The organism is Sphingomonas sp. BK481 (assembly GCF_014194875.1).
GTDB lineage: Bacteria > Pseudomonadota > Alphaproteobacteria > Sphingomonadales > Sphingomonadaceae > Sphingomonas > Sphingomonas aerolata.
This window is the reverse complement of record NZ_JACIAP010000005.1, coordinates 143,631-162,507: the sequence shown is the minus strand read 5'-3', so window position 1 is coordinate 162,507 and position 18,877 is coordinate 143,631. Positions and strand designations below refer to the sequence as shown.

At 67.3% G+C, this 18,877-nt stretch carries 11 protein-coding genes; 4 read left to right on the top strand and 7 right to left on the bottom strand.

The genetic code is table 11. The features are described from left to right. Window positions 1-119 precede the first annotated feature (119 nt). On the bottom strand, window positions 120-1,388 hold the full coding sequence (locus tag FHY04_RS11860; RefSeq protein ID WP_183936546.1) for an efflux RND transporter periplasmic adaptor subunit: 1,269 nt from the start codon (window positions 1,386-1,388) through the stop codon (window positions 120-122). Window positions 1,389-1,759: 371 nt separating this feature from the next. Continuing rightward, window positions 1,760-2,629, bottom strand: coding sequence for an oxygenase MpaB family protein (locus FHY04_RS11855; RefSeq protein ID WP_183936545.1), 870 nt, complete (start codon window positions 2,627-2,629; stop codon window positions 1,760-1,762). Between the two features lie 122 nt (window positions 2,630-2,751). Here FHY04_RS11855 and FHY04_RS11850 point away from each other — a divergent pair, with 122 nt between their 5' ends. Together FHY04_RS11850 and FHY04_RS11845 are read left to right on the top strand one after the other, a co-directional pair. Further along, entirely contained in the window at window positions 2,752-4,563 is a 1,812-nt protein-coding gene (locus FHY04_RS11850) for a DUF885 family protein (protein WP_183936544.1), read from the top strand. An 11-nt stretch (window positions 4,564-4,574) separates the two neighbouring features. After that, entirely contained in the window at window positions 4,575-7,217 is a 2,643-nt protein-coding gene (locus FHY04_RS11845; protein ID WP_260171473.1) for a M1 family aminopeptidase, read from the top strand. Here FHY04_RS11845 and FHY04_RS11835 read toward each other — a convergent pair. Continuing rightward, window positions 7,214-9,397, bottom strand: a complete 2,184-nt coding sequence (locus tag FHY04_RS11835; protein ID WP_183936543.1) for a penicillin acylase family protein — start codon at window positions 9,395-9,397, stop codon at window positions 7,214-7,216. The two genes, FHY04_RS11845 and FHY04_RS11835, sit on opposite strands and share 4 nt — an antisense overlap. Before the next feature lie 82 nt (window positions 9,398-9,479). Then, window positions 9,480-10,763 (bottom strand): DEAD/DEAH box helicase, encoded by a 1,284-nt coding sequence (locus FHY04_RS11830; RefSeq protein ID WP_031396629.1) that lies wholly within the window; start codon window positions 10,761-10,763, stop codon window positions 9,480-9,482. Window positions 10,764-11,324: 561 nt separating this feature from the next. Between FHY04_RS11830 and FHY04_RS11825 the strand changes: the two genes are divergently transcribed. Together FHY04_RS11825 and FHY04_RS11820 are read left to right on the top strand one after the other, a co-directional pair. Continuing rightward, on the top strand, window positions 11,325-14,471 hold the full coding sequence (locus FHY04_RS11825; protein ID WP_221211752.1) for a TonB-dependent receptor: 3,147 nt from the start codon (window positions 11,325-11,327) through the stop codon (window positions 14,469-14,471). A 105-nt stretch (window positions 14,472-14,576) separates the two neighbouring features. Next, window positions 14,577-16,244 carry a glycoside hydrolase family 43 protein gene (locus tag FHY04_RS11820; protein ID WP_183936542.1) on the top strand — a complete coding sequence of 556 codons (1,668 nt, stop codon included), beginning with the start codon at window positions 14,577-14,579 and terminating at the stop codon, window positions 16,242-16,244. Window positions 16,245-16,339: 95 nt separating this feature from the next. Here FHY04_RS11820 and FHY04_RS11815 read toward each other — a convergent pair whose 3' ends face one another. From FHY04_RS11815 to FHY04_RS11805, 3 genes are all read right to left on the bottom strand, one after another. Next, complete coding sequence (locus FHY04_RS11815; protein WP_260171472.1) at window positions 16,340-16,720, bottom strand: hypothetical protein; 381 nt, start codon at window positions 16,718-16,720, stop codon at window positions 16,340-16,342. A gap of 121 nt (window positions 16,721-16,841) precedes the next feature. Continuing rightward, the gene (locus FHY04_RS11810) at window positions 16,842-17,495 is read right to left on the bottom strand and encodes an alpha/beta fold hydrolase (RefSeq protein ID WP_107933834.1); all 654 of its coding nucleotides are present in this window, start codon (window positions 17,493-17,495) and stop codon (window positions 16,842-16,844) included. 66 nt (window positions 17,496-17,561) lie between these two features. Further along, window positions 17,562-18,863, bottom strand: coding sequence for a CitMHS family transporter (locus FHY04_RS11805; RefSeq protein WP_056408458.1), 1,302 nt, complete (start codon window positions 18,861-18,863; stop codon window positions 17,562-17,564). Between the last annotated feature and the right edge of the window lie 14 nt (window positions 18,864-18,877).

Genomic DNA, 18,877 nt, shown 5'->3' with positions numbered 1-18,877 from the left:
AATTTCCTCGGTAGAGGGGCGCGCTCGATCGCTCCGTCATCCTGGTGACAATCAGGATCCAGAGCCAACAGCGTGACGTTTCGAACTCTGGATCCTGACTTTCGTCAGGATGACGGACTTTATTTGGAGAGCGTGGCCTCACCCGAGATGGGCTGGACCGACGCCGGAGCAGGCGCCCCGGTCGCGACCGCGATCCGGCCCGGCTTCGGTGCCACCGTGGCACCGGGCATAGCCATCTGCGTGCCCTGGATGATGACCCGGTCGTTCGGCCCGATCCCCGAGCGGACGATCCTGAGGCCATCGACCACCGGCCCGAGCTCGACCGGTTTCTGGCTCACGACGTTCTTCGCATCTATCGTCAGCAGGACCTTGCGCGCCTGATCGGTCTGCACCGCATCGTCGGGCACCAGCAACGCCTGTCGCGTCCCCGCACTCGCGAGGCGCATGTTGCCGAACATCCCCGGCGTCAGGAAATAACCCGGATTGGCGAGCACCGCTCGGCCGCGGATCGTGCCCGAGCGCTGGTCGAGCCCGTTGTCGGTGAAGTCGAGCTTGCCCTTCCAGCGATGCTCGGTCTCGTCCTGAAGCTGGATCTCGACCGCCGCCGGCGCCGCACCGGGCTGCCGTGCGCGCTGCGTCTTCAGGTAGAGCGCCTCCGACCCGTCGAAATTGAAGTAGATCGGATCGAGCGCGTTGATCGTCGTCAGCACGGTGCCGCCGGTGCCTTCGCCGCCCGCGACCTGGTTGCCGGCATCGACGCGGCGATCGGAGATGCGCCCGCCGATCGGCGCGCGAACCTGCGTGAAGCCGACGTCGAGTGCGCGGGCCCGTTCGCGCGCCTGCGCGGCGGCGAGTGCGGCGCTGGCAGCTTCGAGCTTGCCACGCAGCGCGTCGACCTCACCCGCCGAGACGGCTTCGTCCGCGACCAGCCGCTGCGCGCGGCCGAGGTCGGTACGCGCGAGAGACAAGGCGCTCCTGGCGCTCGCGACGTTGGCGTGCGCTTCTGCCAGCGCCGCGGCGAACGGGCGCGAGTCGATCGTGAAGAGCAGCTGGCCCTTGCGGACGATATCGCCGTCATGGAAGTGGACGCCGGTGACTTCGCCCGCGACACGCGGCCGGATCTCGACGCTGCGGCTCGGCGCGAACCGGCCGACATAATCGTCCCATTCGCTGACCTGCCGTACCAGCGGGGATGCGACCGTGACCGAGGCGGGCGGGGGCGCCGCCATAGCCGCATCGGGCTGATCGAGCAGCCGGACGCCGATCGCGCCCACCAGCGCCACGGGCACGAGCAGCATCGCGCCGCGCTGCCAAACGGGTCTGCGTCGGGGGGCAGGGGCCTCCACCGGCGCGGCGTCGGCCGTTTTGATCGGGGAAAACACGGTCATGCCGCGTCGCTCCGTGATCGATCGGCTGACGTGCACGTGAATCTGGGATATGCCATGGGATTGCCCCCCGTTGTAATGGACATGCGTCACCGATCGTCGGTGCGCGCGGCATCGACAGTCCAGATGACAAGCGTGGACGATATCCGGTCGCCGGCATTACGCCGTAACCGGTCTGAAAACTGCGGAATTCTTGGCGTTCGACTAGGACAGTGTCGGCAACTTCGCTGGCCGGAAGACGATTGACGGACGACAATTTGACCGACCGTCGGCCGGGACTGTTTGTCTACCGGCTGGTATATAAAGCGCCGCGGAAACCTGTCAACCAGATTAACATACCGGCTGGTAGTTTAATCGCGATGGCCGGGGATCGGCTATTGGACGACAAACGCCCAGCGCAATGTTCTCGCCAGATTGCGCGTGCCCGACGTGACGACGGGCCGCATCAAGGCCGGCGACCCCGCCAGCCCATGCATTCGCCGCGCCCATGCGGGCAGCAGATCGACCGCGGCCTGCATCACGATACGCTGCACGGGCAGGGCGAGCGGGTTTGCGGGTGTCTGCTCCAGCACGAACCGGGCAACCTCGCGCGTCCGAGCATCCGCGACGAGCTGCGGGCGCATCGTCTGCAGATAACGGTCCGTTCCCGCCCGATCCCGCGGCAGCGATGCGGCGCCAAGCAGTTCGCCGACCTCGGCGAACGCTGCACAATAGGCGTCCTGCTCGGCCATGCCGAGCCGGTGGTCGCCGAAACGCTGCCACGCGGCGAGGAAGCACCAGGCCTCCGAGACATGGACCCAGGCGAGCAGCGCGGGGTCGTCCGCGCGGTAGGGCGTGCCGTTAGGGAGCGTACCGGCGATGTGCGCGTGCACCGCGCGGACACGCGCGATCACCGCCTCCGCATCGGGGCGCTCGCCATAGGTCGTGACCGCGATGAACCGCGCGGTGCGCCGCAACCTGCCGAGCATGTCTGTGCGGAAGTTCGAGTGATCCCAGACGCCCGCCAGAACCGCCGGGTGCAGCATCTGCAGCAGCAGTGCCGCGACGCCGCCGACCATCATGCTGACCACGTCGCCATGCACCGTGCCGATCACCGCATCGGGCGCGAACATCGCCGCAGCGCTGCGCTCGACCGGCGCCTCGCCGCGCGCCTGGTCGTTGAACAGCGCACGCACCTGCCCGACGATCCGGGCCTTGGCGCCGGATCTGGCCCGCTCGCGCAGCAGAGTAGGAAGGTCTTTCATCATGGCATGAACGCGCGATCGGCATTTTCGCGCCTGACGACGGCGCGGCTACGGAATTGGCGGTCCGTGATTGCGCTGACGGGATCCGCGCGCGACAAGCACGCATTCGACAGGAGAATGTAATGCGTCTTGCCTTTGCCCTATTGCTGCTGCCCACCGTGCCGATCGTCCTCGCCGCCGCCCCGGCGCCGGTGGAGACCCAGCGCGTCGCGGCACAGGATGCGGCACTGCTCACATTCCTTGACAAGGCCTATGACGAACAGCTTGATCTCAGCCCGGAATCGCTGACCCAGCTCGGGCTGAAGACGCATTATGACCGGCTCGACGACTATACCGACGCGGCCGCGGTTCGCGCGCAGGCCCTGTCGGAGCGGCAGCTGAAGGCCATGCGGTCGCGGTTCCGCCCCGACGATCTGGGCGAAAGCGCGCGGGTGAGCTACCGGCTGTTCGAATATGAGGTCGACCGCGGGCGGCAATCGCTGCGCTTCCGCAAGCTGCGCTTCCCCGTCACGACCAACGGCAGCCCCGCGGGCGACATCCCGGTGTTGCTGATCAACAACCACAAGGTCGATACGCTCGCCGACGCGCAGGCCTATATCGCACGGCTGCGCGATACCGAGCGCGTCATGCGCGAGGTCAGCACGACGATGCGCGAGCAGGCGGCGGCGGGAATCATCCCCAACAAAGTCAACTTCGCACCCGCCCGCGCCGATGCACGCGCCGTGCTGGTCGGTGCCCCGTTCGACGCGGGCGCGGATTCGACGGTCATGGCCGATTTCCGCAAGAAGGTAACCGCGCTGGCAGTGCCCGCGGCGACCAAGGCGGCGTTGCTGGAGGAAGCGCGCGCGGCGCTGACAGGGCCGTTCCGTGCCGGCTATGACCGGCTGTTCGCGACGCTGGACGCCATCGAGCCGCAATCGAAGGGCAATTTCGGGGCCTGGAATCTGCCCGATGGCGCGGCCTATTATGCCGACCGGCTGAAGACCTCGACCACGACCGCGCTGACCGCCGACCAGATCCACGATCTGGGCCTGAAACAGGTCGCCGCGATCCGGCAGGAGATGGAGGCGATCAAGCGCGAGGTCGGCTTCACCGGCACGCTCGAACAGTTCTTCGACAAGATCCGCACCGATCCCCAGTTCAAATATCCCAACACCAGTGCGGGGCGCGAACAGTATCTCGGCGACGCGCGCGGCGTGATCGCGTCGGTGATGGCGGCGGCCCCCCGCTATTTCCGGACCCTGCCCAAGGCGCCGCTCGAGGTGCGCGCGGTCGAGAAATGGCGGGAGGGCACCGCGTCCACCGCCTTTTACAACCCACCGTCGGCGGACGGATCGCGGCCCGGAATCTATTACGTCAACCTGGTCGACATGAACGAGACGCAGAAGGTTCAGGTCGCCGGCATCGCCGCGCATGAGGGCGCGCCGGGGCATCATTTCCAGATCGCGCGCCAGCAGGAACTGACCGGCATCCCCAAATTCCGCAAGTTCGGCGGCTATGGCGCCTATATCGAGGGATGGGGGCTGTATTCGGAACGGCTGGCGAACGAGATGGGGGTCTATAAGGATCCCTATGCGCGGTTCGGCATGCTGTCGCTCCAGGTATGGCGCGCGATCCGGCTGGTGCTCGACACGGGCATCCATGCAAAGCGCTGGAACCGCGACCAGGCGATCGCCTATTTCAAGGCGAACAGCTCGGTGTCCGACAAGGACATCGCGCGCGAGGTGGACCGGTATTTCAACTGGCCGGGGCAGGCGACCAGCTACATGGTCGGTCAGCTCAAGATCGCCGAACTGCGCGCGCGCGCCGAACGCGAACTGGGGTCGCGGTTCGACATTCGCGATTTCCACGAAGCCGTGCTCGACCAGGGCGCGCTGCCGCTCGACGTGCTCGACGAACAGGTCGGTCGCTACATCGCCGCGCACCGGCAATAAGGGGCGCGACGATGGATCCGGACACGCCGCGCGAAGCGGACCGCCGCGCCCTGTTGAAGGGCGCGCTCGCACTCCCGGCGATCGGCTGGCCGGGCATGGCGCAGGCGGCCGTCGCCGCCGATCCGCTGACCGGGCCGGGGATATCGCTCGCACTGGCGCGGCGGCGGGCGGCACAGATCGCGCGGGTGCGCTACGCCATCTCGCTCGACGTCACCGCCGCGGACCGTGCAGTCGGGTCGGTCGTGATCCGGTTCGACCGGGTCAGGGACAGCGGCGACCTCGTCCTCGATTTCCGCGGAACGATGCTCACCGGGCTGGAGGCGAACGGCGTGGCGGTCCCGGCCACCGCGCGACGCTATGGTCATCTCGTGCTGCCCGCGCGCGTGCTCAAGACCGGAGCCAACACCGTGTCGGCGCGCTTCGAGACCCCGATCGCCAGCGCAGGGGCCGCGATCATCCGTTTCAAGGACCCGGCCGACGGGCGGACCTATCTCTACACATTGCTGGTCCCGTCGGACGCCAATCTGCTGTTTCCCTGCTTCGATCAGCCCGACCTCAAGGCCCGCATCCGCTGGGACGTGGTCGCGCCCGACGGCTGGACGGTGATCGCCAACGGGCCGGTCGCCGCGAAGACTCCGACAGGCGCCGCGACCCGCTGGCGGTTCGCGGAGACCGTGCCGATCTCCACCTATCTCGCCGCCTTTGCCGCCGGGCCCTGGGTCGGCACGACATCGGCCCCCGCCGGGGAGCAGCCGATCACGCTCTACGCCCGCCATTCGCGTACCGCCGAGGTCGATGCCGAGACACAGCTTGCGACCAATCGCGCAGCGGTGCGCTGGCTCGCCGACTGGTTCGGCATCGCCTTTCCCTTCGCCAAGCTCGACCTCGTGCTCGCGCCGGCCTTTCCCTTCGGCGGCATGGAGCATGTCGGCGCGGTCTTCTACAACGAGGACCGCTTCGTCTTCCGCGAGCCGCCGACGCTGCCGCAGCGGCTGGCGCGCGACCAGACCATCTATCACGAGATCAGCCACCAGTGGTTCGGTGACCTCGTCACGATGCGCCGGTTCGACGATCTGTGGCTGAAGGAGGGGTTCTCGACCTTCATGGCCGCGCGGATCCAGGCGGACCTGCAGCCGGACAGCAACGCCTGGACGACGTTCCTTCTGTCGATCAAGACGCCGGCCTATCGCGCCGACGCGACCAGCGGCACGGCACCGCTCTGGCAATCGCTCGACAATCTCGACGCCGCCAAGAGCAATTACGGACCGATCGTCTACAACAAGGCGCCGGCGGTCATCAAGCAGCTGGCGTTCTTCGTCGGCGAGGACGGGTTCCGGCGCGGCCTGCACCTGTTCCTCACCCGGCATGGCTATGCCAATGCGACCTGGCAGGATCTGCTCGGCGCGGTGGGTGAGGCGTCGGGTATCGATCTGGGCGCGTTCGGTCGCAACTATGTCCTGCGCGCAGGGCTGCCGCGGATCGAGACCGCGCTGACGCTCGCGCAGGGGCGTATCGAGGCGCTCGTGCTGAAACAGCGACCGGAGAGCAGGCTGCCGGGTGATCCGGGCGGCGCCTGGCCGATGAAGGTGCGCGTCCGCCTCGGCTATCACGACCGCGACGACGTCGTGCTCGACGCACGCTTCGAAGGGGCGGTCGCGACCGTCGACAAGGCCGCCGGCCTGCCCGCGCCCGACTATGTATGGGCGAACGACGACGACCAGGGTTACGGCCTGTTCATGCCCGACGACCGGACCGTCGCGTGGATCGCCGCACGCGTCGGCAGCGTGACGGACAGCCTGTTGCGCGCGATGCTGTGGAGCGCGCTCTGGGACGTCGTCCGCGACCGCCGGTTGCCGCCCGAACGCTATCTTGCGGTGCTGTTGCGCGAGCTTCCCGCCGAGCGCGACGAACAGATATCGCGTGCGATCCTTTCGCGCGGGGCCGCGGCGCTCGACGTCTATCTCACCGAGGCACGCGGCGCGGGGCTCCGGGCGGGCTGGGAGACAGCGCTGCTCGCACGGATCGACGATGCGGCGATCGGCTATGGACTGCGCAAGGATGCACTCGACCGCCTGATCGCAACCGCGCGGACGCCGCTCGCGCTCGACCGCCTCCGCGCCCTGCTCGACGGCCGCGCGCGACTGGCCGGCGAGCTTATCCGCCAGCCGACACGCTGGGCGATCGTCCGGCGGCTGATCACGATCGGCGCGCCCGACGCGGGCACGCGCTTCACCGCCGAGCGCGCGCGCGATAGCTCGACCGAGGCCGCGAAGGATGCCTTCGTCGCGGAGGCTGCATCCCCGCGGGCGGCGGTGAAGACCGCCTATTTCAAGCGCTATTTCGACGATGCCGCGCTCAACGAGGCATGGGCGAGCGAAAGCCTTGGCGCATTCAATGCGGACGGGCAGGCGGCGCTGACGATCGGGTTCCTGCGGCCGGCGCTCGATCGGCTGCTGTGGATCCGGCAGAATCGCCGCATTTTCTTCCTGCCCGCCTGGATCGACGCGTTCATCGGCGGGCAGGTGAGCCCGGAGGCGCTGCGGATCGTCGACGATTTTCTTGGCGAGCAGCGTTCGCTGCCGATCGACGTACGCCGCAAGATCCTGCTGGCGCGCGACGAGCTGGCGCGCACCGTCGCCATTCGAAAGACTTAGCCGCCGGGACGATATCGCCGCGCGACATGCCCCTTTAGCTCGTCGGGGTGGAAATAGACCGGACGCAGCGTGCCGCCGGCGTAGCGCGCGGTCTGGTCGGCGAAGTGCGGGGACGCGGGATCGCCGCTCTGGCCGCCGACCATCACCGCCGTCGCCTTCACGCGCGGTCCGAATTCGACGACCGCGACGAAGCTGTTGCCGCTGGTCCCGTAATAGCGCTTCGTCCCCGGCCAGCGCTTGGCACCGAACGATGCGAGGCTGCCCCATTGCGCGGACGTGAAGGGGATGGGCGTCGACGCGCGCGCATCGTCGAAATGCGGCTGGATCGCGTCGTCGAGCCGCTGGAAGCGGTTGATCGCCTGCCACGGCGTCCGCCAGTCGCCAAAGTCGCGGGTCAGCTCATCGACCGCCGCCGATAGCGCAGCGAGCTTGGCCTCCGGCGTGACGCGCGTGGCGATGTAGTCGGGCACGTTCATCCGCTCGGCCTGTGCGACCCCGCCGACCTCGCGCCACAACTGGTCGCCCCAGAACACTGCAAGGCTGGTCGCGACCGAGTCATAGCCCCAGCGGTGATCCCAGCGATCGAGCAGCGCGATCGGCGCTGCGAGTTTCGCCCGGCGTGGATCGCTGGCCGGCAGCGCCCGCCAGGCGTCGACCAGACCAGGGAGCAGCCGCGCAAAGGCGGGAAGGTAGGAATCATAAGCGGCAGCACGCAGCGTCTCCGCGGTCCAGCCGCGTTTCCCGGTCAGCAGCAGATCCGCATGCACCCCGCGCGCATTGCCGCCGACCTGATCCATGTAGCGGGGATAATCCGCTGCCCGCGGACTGTCGGGGCCGGCCGCGCTCCAGGGCCAGTCATTGGTGTTGTGCACCCAGCCGGTGCGCGGGTTCGCGACGCTCGGCAGCGTGGCGAGCCCATGCAGACCGCGCCAGTCGGTCGCCGGGTCACTGCCGTCGACGGGCCGGGTATAGTCGAACCGGTCACTTCTGATCGGCATGAACTGCGGCATCAGAAACGCGATCTCGCCCTTGATGTCTGCGAACAGCGTATCGTTTGACGCATTCGCCTTGCGCTGCGCGACCGCCATATAGCCCGCCAGATCAGTCGCCTTGGTCCGCAGATAGCTTTGCTCGAGCGCAGGCACGGGCTTCCACATCAGCGCGGCCGCGATCCAGCGTCCCGCCTTGCTCGCGACGATCGGGCCGTGATGCGTGCGATAGGTGGTGAAGCGGCGCGTGCCCGACGTGCCGTCGGCGTTGCGAACGCGTAAAGTGACGACCCTCGTGGTGACCGGCCGCAGCGCCTTGCCGTAGCGATAGCGGTAGCCCGCGTCGCCGCGGACGACCCGTTCGGCAAAGTCGTCGACATTGTCGACGGTTGACGAGGTGTGCATCCAGCCCGCACTCGGGTTGAAACCCTGATAGATGAAGAACTGGCCCCAGGTGCTCGCGCCATAGGCGTTGAGCCCCTGGTCGCTCGTCATCTGCGCCTCGGAGCGGAAGTAGAAGCTGGTGTGCGGGTTGATCAGCAGCAGCGCATGGCCGTTCGCGGTCAGGCGCGGCGCGATCGCGATCCCGTTCGAGCCCGACGGTTCACGCGGTACCATGCCCAGCTCCTCGGGGCTGGGCGGCGTCGGCGTGCCGTAGAAGGTCTTGAGGTCGCTCAGCGATATCCGCTCGATATCGCCGCCGATGCTGCCCTCGGTAAAGCTCAGCGCCATCCACGGCTCGAACCGGGTGAGGACCCGTGGCTTCACCTGCGGATGGGTCGCCAGATAATAGTTCAGTCCGTCAGCCCAGGCCTGCATCAGTGTCCGCAACCAAGCCGGGCTCGCCGCATAGTCGCGCTGCAGTTCGGCCGGATCGACGAACAGCCGCTGCCGCAAATCGGCCCAGACCGCGTCCTCGCCGTCCGCCTCCGCGCTCCGGCCGAGCGCGGTCAGGTAATTCGCTTCGATCCGCGCAAAGTCGTCCTCGGCCTGTGCGTAGATCAGCCCGAACACGGCATCCGCGTCGGACCGACCGCGGATATGCGGGATCCCCCAATCGTCGCGGGTGATCGTCACGCGTCCCGCCTGCGCCGCCCACCGTGCCCGCTCGGTCGGTGGGGCACTGGGCGCCGTCGTCAGCATCGCCAACAGGATCACCGGCATGCGGGCGTGTCGAAGGATCATGGCCATCGCGGCAGCCTAAGCCGCAAACCGGGGAATGACCATGCGTCGCCCCCCGCCGTCACGACGGGGTCGACACGGTGCTCCGCGGTCAGGCGGCCTGGGCGGCCATACGCGCGGCGAGCTTCTCTTCCTCGGTCCACACCTTGCGCTCGCGCGGCGGCTTGGGCGCCTTGACCTGCTTGACCGGGCCACCGCCCAGCACCGGCGCACGCTTGGTCGAGTGACGCGCGACTTCGCAATGCCATTCGTGATCGTCGTGCACGGTCAGCGTCCGCCCGATCTCGCGCTCGACGTCGTGGAGCCATGCGCGCTGCTCGGCATCGCACAGCGTGACCGCAAAGCCGCTGCGGCCCGCACGCCCGGTCCGGCCGATCCGGTGGACATAGCTTTCGGGCAGGCTCGGCAGGTCGTGGTTGAAGACGTGAGTCACCGTGTCGACGTCGATACCGCGCGCCGCGATGTCGGTCGCGACGAGGACCTGGACGGTGCCGGCACGGAACGCGTCGAGCGCGCGCTCGCGCTGGCCCTGCGACTTGTTGCCGTGCAGCGCCTCGGCGGTGATCCCCGCTTCGCCGATGAACGCACAGACGTCGTTGGCGATGTTCTTCTGGAGCGTGAACACGACCGCCTGGCCGATGTCCGGCGTGCGCAGCAGCGCGAGCAGCGCATCCTTCTTGTTCGCGGCGTCGAGGAACATCACCGATTGCTCGATCCGGTCGACCGTGGTCGAGGGCGGGGCGATCTCGACCTTCGCCGGATCGCGCAGCAGGCTGTCGGCCAGCGTCGCGATCGACTTGGGCATGGTTGCCGAGAACAGCAGCGTGTGCCGGTCCGCGGGCAAGGTCGCGACGATCCGCTCGATCGGCTTGGCAAAGCCCATGTCGAGCATCTGGTCGGCCTCGTCGAGCACCAGCGCCTCGAGCGCCGACAGGTCGCAAAGCCCCTGCTCGACCAGATCGAGCAGACGGCCCGGTGCCGCGACGATGATGTCGACGCCCGCCTCGAGCGCCTTGACCTGGTGAAACTGGCTGACGCCGCCGAAGATCGTCATCACGCTCGGCTTCAGATGGCGGCCGAAGCTCTCGAACCCGGCGGCGATCTGCGACACGAGTTCGCGCGTCGGCGCGAGCACGAGGATGCGCGCGCCGCCCTTGGGGGCAGGGCGGGGATCGGCGGCAAGCCGGTGGAGCAGCGGCAGCGCGAACGCGGCGGTCTTGCCCGTGCCGGTCTGCGCCATGCCGAGCATGTCGCGGCCCTGCAGCAGCTGCGGGATCGATTGCGCCTGGATCGGGGTCGGATGGGCATAGCCCTGTTCGGCGAGCGCCTCGAGCAGGAAGGGCGCCAGAGCGAGGTCGGCGAAGGTCGTGGTCATGGTAAAGCGGCGCCTCCGGCGCTGGGCAAGGCCGCGCCTGGTCGGGCTTAGCATTTCGGGAGCGCGCGCTGGTAGGTTTTATGCTGCACTGCGTCAACGCGGAATAGCGGCAGGGTGCCAAGGGCATTCGGTTACCGCCGACAGCGGGCAGCCCTTGAGACCAAAATGCGTCACGGACCGCCCGGATCAGACGGCCTCGCGGTCTCTGGGAAGGCCCTAAGGGATTGGCCAAACCAAAACCGGCTTGACTCGCTAACCAATCATGGCGAGATACCGGTAACATTAGACTGCGTCAGACGGTTTCATGAGGGATAGGATGAGTAAGCATGAAAGTGTCCGGCCAATGTCGCCGCCGCCAGACCGGCCGGCGGATGCCCCAGGCGCACGTGCCGCTACGGCGTTTGCCCTGAGTCAGCTCGGGTAGCCCTGCGCGCCTACCGGCTCATTAAAATACGCAAACAGCACCACGTTTTAGCCAAACCGGGAACCGCTTTCCGCGCCCCAGTACCGACTTCGTATGCCGCAACGAACGGCGACGACCCCACAGAGAGGACCCTGATCATGAAGCCATTTCGACAGCCGCGTCTGACGCGTGCAGCCTTGTTGTGCGCTACCACTCTGGCCGTATTGGCGCCGTCGATCGCGCTGGCGCAGACGGTACCGCCGCCGCAGGAGCAGGTGCCCGACAATGGTCAGGATCCCGCCCCGGCAACGCCGCCCGCGCCGCAGACCGAGGACACGCAGGGCACGCCCAGCGAGGACATCGTCGTCACCGGCTACCGGTCCAGTCTCGCCAAGTCGACCGATGCCAAGCGGGCGTCGACCGGCTTCACCGATTCGATCTTTGCCGAGGATATCGGCAAGTTTCCCGACACCAACATCGCCGAATCCTTCAACCGCATTCCCGGCATCACGATCACGCGCGACGTGACGGGTGAGGGGACCAATGTCGCGATCCGCGGGCTCGGATCGAACTTCACCAACGTGACGCTCAACGGCGCGACGATCGCGGTCGCGTCATCGGGTGCGACCGACGCGCAGGGTACGGATCGCTCGGTCGACCTGAGCTTCTTCCCGACCGAATTGTTCACCAAGCTGACCGTCAACAAGAGCTATACCGCCGACCTGCTCGAGGGCGGCGCGGCGGGCAATATCGATCTGCGCTCGGCACGTCCGCTCGACCGCGCGACGGGATTCCTGAACTATAACGTCCAGGGTACGCGCCAGTCGCCCGAGGACCGGATCGGCGCGCGCGGCGCGCTGATCGGCAGCTGGCGGACCGACACGTTCGGAATCCTGGCCGGCGTGTCGGCACAAAGGCTGTTCACCGATACGCGCGGGTTCGAGACGATTGGCTATACCAATCCGGCGCTGACCGCGGCGCAGTGCGGCGCCACGTCGGGTTGCAACACGACCGGCGGCGGCAACTGGACGATCCCGGCGGTGGTGCCCGCCGGCGCCGGTGCCGGGCTGGTCGCGGGGACGCCGATCGACCGGGCGTTCTTGCTCGCGAACAACCCCGGTGCGACGATCCAGCAGATCGACAATGCGCTGCTCCCGCGGCTCGGTCGCACGACCAGCATCCGCGGCCCGCGCGACCGGATCAACGCGATCGTCAGCACCGAATGGCAGCCGACCGATGCGCTGCATTTCTACATCGACGGTCTGTACGGCTACAAGAAGAACGAACTCACGCGTGAGAACATGGCCTGGATCGTCCGCAACGGCGCGATCATTCCGACCAACCTGACCTTCGACAATCCCGATTGCACGATCGGGTGCGTGGTGACCGGCGGCACGTTTGCAAACGCGCAGTTCTTCAACGAATTCCGCCCCTATACCGAGACGACCAAGCTGGTCAGCATCAACCCGGGCGGCGAATGGGAGATCTCGCCGACGCTCAAGGCCTCGCTGCAGGGCAATTATGCGCGGTCGACCTTCCACCGCGAGAGCCCGACCGTGGGCCTCACCACCCCGCTCGGCGTCGGCAACACGGTCACCTACAGCAACACCGGCGGAATCCCGACGATCCAGAGCGGGCTCGACCTGAACGATCCCGCGAATTTTGGCTGGAACGCGGGCAGCCGGGTCGGCATCCAGGACGAGCGGCGTCTCAACAAGAGCAAGGGCGCACGCGGTGATCTGACCTGGGGCGGCAAGGCGCTCAACCTCAAGATCGGCGGCGCGTTCGACGACGTGTCGCGACGCATTCGCGGGTTCGACAACAGCCAGGCGTGGCAGAATGCGGTCTGCGGCAACAATCCCGACGTGTTCGTCGCATCGCCCAACACCCAGCCGCCCTGCGCAGGCCTCAACGCGCCCGGCGCCGCACCGGCGGGCTATCCCAGCTATCCCGGCTATGGCACGGGCGCGACCACCGGCCTGGCGGGGCCGGTCAGCTATGGCGGCTCGCTGGTTCCCAATGCGGCGGTGCCCGGCTATCTGAAGCCCGGCCCGGCGGGGTTCGTCACGGTGGACTGGCCGGCCTTTGCCGCCGCCACCAACTATGACAGCTTCCACGACGCGGCGCCCGAGACGGGTGCGGCCAACACCGGCGCCAGCGGCGGTGCGATCCGCGAAGTCGTAAAATCCGCCTTCGCCACGCTCAACGGCGCGCAGCAGATCGGCGACAACACGCTGCGGTTCAATGTCGGTGTACGCTACGTCAACACGATCCAGACGATCACGGGTCGCGTCTCGCTGCCGGATCCGCGCAACACGACCAGCACGGGCGCGAGCCTGCCCGACGGCAGCCGCTACGTGAATATCGTCAGCGAGGTGTCGACGCGCAACGTCTATTCGAAATGGCTGCCCGCCGCGACCTTCGCCTATGACCTTGGCGACCAGGCGGTGGTGCGCGTCGCCGGCTCGCGTACGATGACGCGTCCGGACCCCTCGGCCCAGCTGCCCGGCGTCAACTTCGGTGCGCCGTCGGCGGATCAGGCGAACATCGGCAACCCGGCGCTCAAGCCGTACATGTCGACCAACCTCGATCTCGGTTTCGAATATTATACCGGTCGCGAAGGTGTCGTCAGCTTCAACGCGTTCCGCAAGTCGATCGAGGGGTTCACCAACACCGCGATCAACACCGTGCCGTTCGCGGCACTCGCGCAATACGGCATCACCTTCGACACGCTCAACGCCAACCAGCAGTTCGCGATCCAGTCGCGCGGCGGCCCCGGCGTCGCGCAGGTCCAGGTCACGTCGCAGGTCAACGTCCCCAACAAGCTGACGATCAACGGCCTCGAATTCCAGTGGGTCCAACCGCTCGACTTCCTGACCCGGATGATCGGCGTCACGGGCTTCGGCTTCAATGCCAATGCGACGATCGTCGATCAGCGCAGCGATGGCCCGGCAACGGCGTTCGGCGTGTCGCCCTTCACCTACAACATCACCGGCTTCTACGAGAAGAACGGCGTGATGCTCCGGGTGGCGACGACCTCGCGTCAGGGCGCACAGAACAGCGGCGCGGCGCAGAACGGTATCCCGGCGGCGGCGCTGTTCGGGACGGACTATACGACCTACGACTTCTCGTCGTCGTTCGATCTCGACAAGATCTTCGGCCTGGCGGGCGCACCGCAGCTGACGGTCAACGTGTCGAACTTCACCGACGCGACGCTGCGGTCCTATTTCCAGTTCGAGAATGCGACGTTCACGCAGTATAAGCCGGGACGTCAGTTCCTGATCGGCCTGCGCGGTACCTTCTAGGACCAACGGTCGGGACGGTCGCCACTGCGCGATCGTCCCGGCAGCCGCTCAAGGACCCGACGACCAGTCTGTACGCCGCCCGCTCCGGACAAAGGATTCACCCTCATGCGCATGCTCACCCTCGCTCTCATCGCGCTCGCCGGCACCAGCGTCGCGCAGGGCGGTCCGGCACAAACCTCCGCTGTGCCGTCCGACGCATCGCCCCGGTTCAGCCGGTTCAGCTATGAGGGGCGGTCGCCCGGCGCGGCACCATTGCAGCGCAACCAGTATCGCAACCCGATCCTGTCGGGCTATTATCCCGATCCGTCGGTCACGCGGGTCGGCGAGGACTATTATCTCGTCAATTCGTCGTTCGCGCATTTCCCCGGACTGCCGGTCTTCCATTCGCGCGACCTGGTGAACTGGACTCAGATCGGCAACGCGATCGACCGCCCGGATCAGCTCGACTTTACCGGCATGCGGACGTCGCAGGCGGTGTTTGCGCCCGATATCTCCTATCACGACGGCGTCTTCTACATCGTCAACACCTGCGTCGAGTGCAAAGGCAATTTCGTCATCACCGCGCGCAATCCGGCCGGCCCTTGGTCCGCGCCGATCTGGCTGCCGTTCGAGGGCATCGACCCCTCAATCTTCTGGGAAGGCGACAAGGCTTATATCGTCAACAACCGCGCCCCCGCCGAACCCCCACGCTATGACGGGCACCGCGCGATCTGGATCCAGGAATATGACTGGCGCAAGGGGCAGATGGTCGGCGAGAGCACGCAGCTCGTCAATGGCGGTGTCGACCTGTCGAAGAAGCCGGTCTGGATCGAAGGACCGCACATCTTCCGCAAGGATGGCTGGTATTATCTGACCGCCGCGGAGGGCGGCACGAGCGTCAACCATTCTCAGGTCGTGCTCCGGTCGCGGACATTGCGCGGCCGCTATGAGCCCTATGCCGGCAACCCCATACTGACGCAGCGTGATCTCGACCCCGCGAGGTCGCGGCCGATCACCTCGGCGGGGCATGCCGAACTGGTCCAGACTCAGACAGGCGAGTGGTGGGCGACCTTCCTCGCGGTCCGGCCCTATGCGGGGGACCTTTACAATATCGGACGCGAGACGTTCCTGCTCCCCGTGACCTGGAAGGATGGCTGGCCGATCATCCTGCCCAAGGGGCAGCGCGTCCCCGAAGTCGCGGCGTCGCCCAGAGTTCCTTCGCAGCGCCCGGGGCCAGTACCGACGGCCGGGGCCTTTTCCTATGTCGACGAGTTCGATGGCGATCGGCTGGCGATGCAATGGGTCGGTGTCCGCACCCCCAAGGCACCGTTTTATCGCCTCACTGGTGGAGAGCTCGTGCTCGGCCGGGGCGCGCCGATGGGCGATCTTGCGGGCGTTCCCGCCTTTGTCGGCCGGCGCCAGCAGCATGACGACGCGACGATCTCGACCACGCTGCGGTTCTCGCCAAAGACCGGCGATCGTGCCGGCCTCGCCGCGATGCAGAGCGACAAGGCGCATCTCTTCTTCGGGCTGACCCGGATAGCGGAGAAACCCGTCGTGGCTCTCTATACGACGCAGGAAGGCAAGGAGCAGCTCGTCGCAAGCGCGCCGGTCGATCCGGCGGGCCCGGTCACGCTGACGATCGACGCCACGGGGGGTACGATGCGCTTCAGCTACACGACCGGCACTACGCCGCGCACGCTCGCATCTGATGTCGACGTCCGGTTCCTGAGCACGCGGATGGCTGGCGGCTTCGTCGGGACGCTGGTCGGCCCCTACGCGTGGTCGCGCTGATCTCGCGTGGCACCGCTACGTGTCACCGCTGCGGGCGTGATGCCGGAATAAGAAAAAGGCGCGGGCCGGCTGACGTGCCGGCCCGCGCCTGAACCTCAGGCCTTCTTGCGCGCGCGCTTCGGGCTCGCGGCTGCGGCGACGTCCTCTTCCTCGTCCGGGCTATCCTCGCCCGCCTCGGTCAGCGCCTCGCCGAGCGCGCGCAGCTTTTCCTGCGACGTGTCAGCCTTTTCCGCGATCTTGGTCGTCGCGGCACCAAGCCGGTGCAGCAGCGCATGGACGCGGTCGACGTCCGGCGCGTCCTTCTCGAGCTGCTTGCGCAGCGATGCCAGGTCACGAAGAATGCCCTTGGCGCCGGGTGTCTCGATATCGGCGAGTGCGGCTTCCCAATCCTCGACCATGTCGGCGCCCTTGGCGGGCTTCGTCGCGTCGAGACCGCGATTGATCGCGTTCATCGTTCCTGCAAATTTGACGGCCATGTCTGCTCTCTCCTAGCCGGTATCGGCGAGCATCAACGCGGTCGGGCGTCACGAATGTCCCGCCATTCCTATCAACCTGCATCAACATGATCGCATTTTGTTCGGGCGCCCGCAGCGCGCGTCAGCGCAACCAGTTGCGCAGCAGCGCGGTGACCTCACCCGGTCGTTCGAGCGGGGCGAGATGACCACAGCCCCGCAGCTCGTGGAACCGCGCGCCCTCGATCAGCGTGGCCAGCGCACGTGCATCGTCGGGCGTACAGATCCGGTCGCGATCGCCCACCGCGACGAGCGTCGGCACGTGGATCGCGGCGATCGCATCGCTGATATCGGGCCGTTCGAGCAGCGCGCGTTGCTGGCGTTCGAAGACCGGCTTGCCGACCCGGTCCGCCATTGCCTGCACCGGTCCCGCCACGATCGCGGTCAGTCGCGGATCGGCATGCGGCGCGGTCGCGAGCAGCCCCTGGCCGTCGACCGTCCGCGGACGCATCGTCATCGACGCGCGCGTGCCGAACAGCGCGACCCGCAGGACCCGGTCGGGCGCCTGCCGCACCATCTCCATCGCCACATAACCCCCCAGGCTTACCCCCGAGACCGCGAAGCGCGGCGGCGCCTTGGCCAGCACGCGCGCGGCCATCGCCGACAGCGTGTCGTCCTGCGAAAGGTCATGAAACTCGGGCTCGGCGAGCGCGGCAAGATCCATGATTTGCCGTGCCCAGAGCCGCCCGTCACACCCCATGGCAGGCAGCAGCACGAGCGGGATCGGTGAACGGGTCATGCGGTGTCTCCGGTGGCGGGAAGCAGGGGGCGGATGGCGGGAGGCATCATCGGGCGGCCGGACCGGTCAGGCGACGAACGGGAAGGCGAGCGCGATCATGCCCACCACCGTCATCACCGCGCAGACCAGGATGGCCGGTACCAGCGTGAACCGCTGATGATCCGCCAGATCGATCCCGACCAGGCTGACGAGCAGATAGGTCGATGGCACCAGCGGGCTGAGCAGATGGACCGGCTGGCCCATCAGCGACGCGCGCGCGATCGCCTCGGGTGCGACGCCGTAATGCGCGCCCGCTTCGGCGAGGATCGGCAGCATCCCGAAGTAGAAGGCGTCGTTCGAGATGAAGAAGGTGAAGGGCAGGCTGAGCGCGGCGGTGATCGGCGCCATATAGGGGCCCATCGCCGGCGGGATCACGCCGACCACCGCCTTGCTCATCGCCTCGACCATCCCGGTGCCGCCGAGGATCCCGGTGAAGATGCCCGCCGCGAAGATCAGCGACACCACCGCGAGCACGTTGCCGGCATGCGCGGAGATCCGCTCCTTCTGGTCGGCGACGCCGGGGTAGTTGACGATCATCGCGATCGCGAAGGCGAGCATCATCAGCACCGACAGCGGCAGGATGCCCCAGACCAGCAGCGTCAGCAGCGTGACGACGAGGGCGGCGTTGAACCAGATCAGCTTGGGCCGGCGCGCTTCGGGATATTGCGACACCGCCATGCCGGTGAACGTGTCGGTCGCGGTGATGCCCGCTTCGCCCATGCGCGCACGCTCCTTGCGGCCGAAATACACCGCCAGCCCGACGAGGAAGGCGAGCCCTGCGATCATGCCGGGGATGAGCGGCAGGAACAGCGTCGCGGGGTCGAGCTTCAGCGCGCTTGCCGCGCGTGCGGTCGGCCCGCCCCACGGCGTCAGGTTCATGATCCCGCTCGTCGTCATCAGCAAGCAGACGAGATACAGCCGGTTCATGTCATAGCGCTTGTACAGCGGCAGCAGCGCGGCGATCGTGATGATGTAGGTGGTCGAGCCATCGCCATCGAGACTGACGAGCGCGCACAGCACGACCGTGCCGATCAGGATCCGCATCGGATCGCCGTGCACCATCCGGATCAGCCGTCCGACCAGCGGATCGAACAGGCCGGTATCGGTCATCGTCGAGAAGAACAGGATCGCGAACAGCAGCATCACACCGGTCGGCGCGAGGTTCTTGATCCCGTCGATCATCATCGGGCCGAGACCCGCGGCCTCGCCGGCGAAGACGCCGAAGATCGAGGGGATCACGATCAGCGCGACCAGCGGTGTCATCTTCTTGGTCATGATCAACGTCATGAACGTGGCGACCATCAGGAAGCCAAGCAGGGCAAGGTTCATCGCATCGTCCTAGG

Coding starts and splice junctions, on each gene's coding strand:
- FHY04_RS11860 (WP_183936546.1), bottom strand. CDS start 1,388: ATGACCGTGTTTTCCCCGATCAAAACGGCCGACGCCGCGCCGGTGGAG.
- FHY04_RS11855 (WP_183936545.1), bottom strand. CDS start 2,629: ATGAAAGACCTTCCTACTCTGCTGCGCGAGCGGGCCAGATCCGGCGCC.
- FHY04_RS11850 (WP_183936544.1), top strand. CDS start 2,752: ATGCGTCTTGCCTTTGCCCTATTGCTGCTGCCCACCGTGCCGATCGTC.
- FHY04_RS11845 (WP_260171473.1), top strand. CDS start 4,575: ATGGATCCGGACACGCCGCGCGAAGCGGACCGCCGCGCCCTGTTGAAG.
- FHY04_RS11835 (WP_183936543.1), bottom strand. CDS start 9,397: ATGGCCATGATCCTTCGACACGCCCGCATGCCGGTGATCCTGTTGGCG.
- FHY04_RS11830 (WP_031396629.1), bottom strand. CDS start 10,763: ATGACCACGACCTTCGCCGACCTCGCTCTGGCGCCCTTCCTGCTCGAG.
- FHY04_RS11825 (WP_221211752.1), top strand. CDS start 11,325: ATGAAGCCATTTCGACAGCCGCGTCTGACGCGTGCAGCCTTGTTGTGC.
- FHY04_RS11820 (WP_183936542.1), top strand. CDS start 14,577: ATGCGCATGCTCACCCTCGCTCTCATCGCGCTCGCCGGCACCAGCGTC.
- FHY04_RS11815 (WP_260171472.1), bottom strand. CDS start 16,720: ATGGCCGTCAAATTTGCAGGAACGATGAACGCGATCAATCGCGGTCTC.
- FHY04_RS11810 (WP_107933834.1), bottom strand. CDS start 17,495: ATGACCCGTTCACCGATCCCGCTCGTGCTGCTGCCTGCCATGGGGTGT.
- FHY04_RS11805 (WP_056408458.1), bottom strand. CDS start 18,863: ATGAACCTTGCCCTGCTTGGCTTCCTGATGGTCGCCACGTTCATGACG.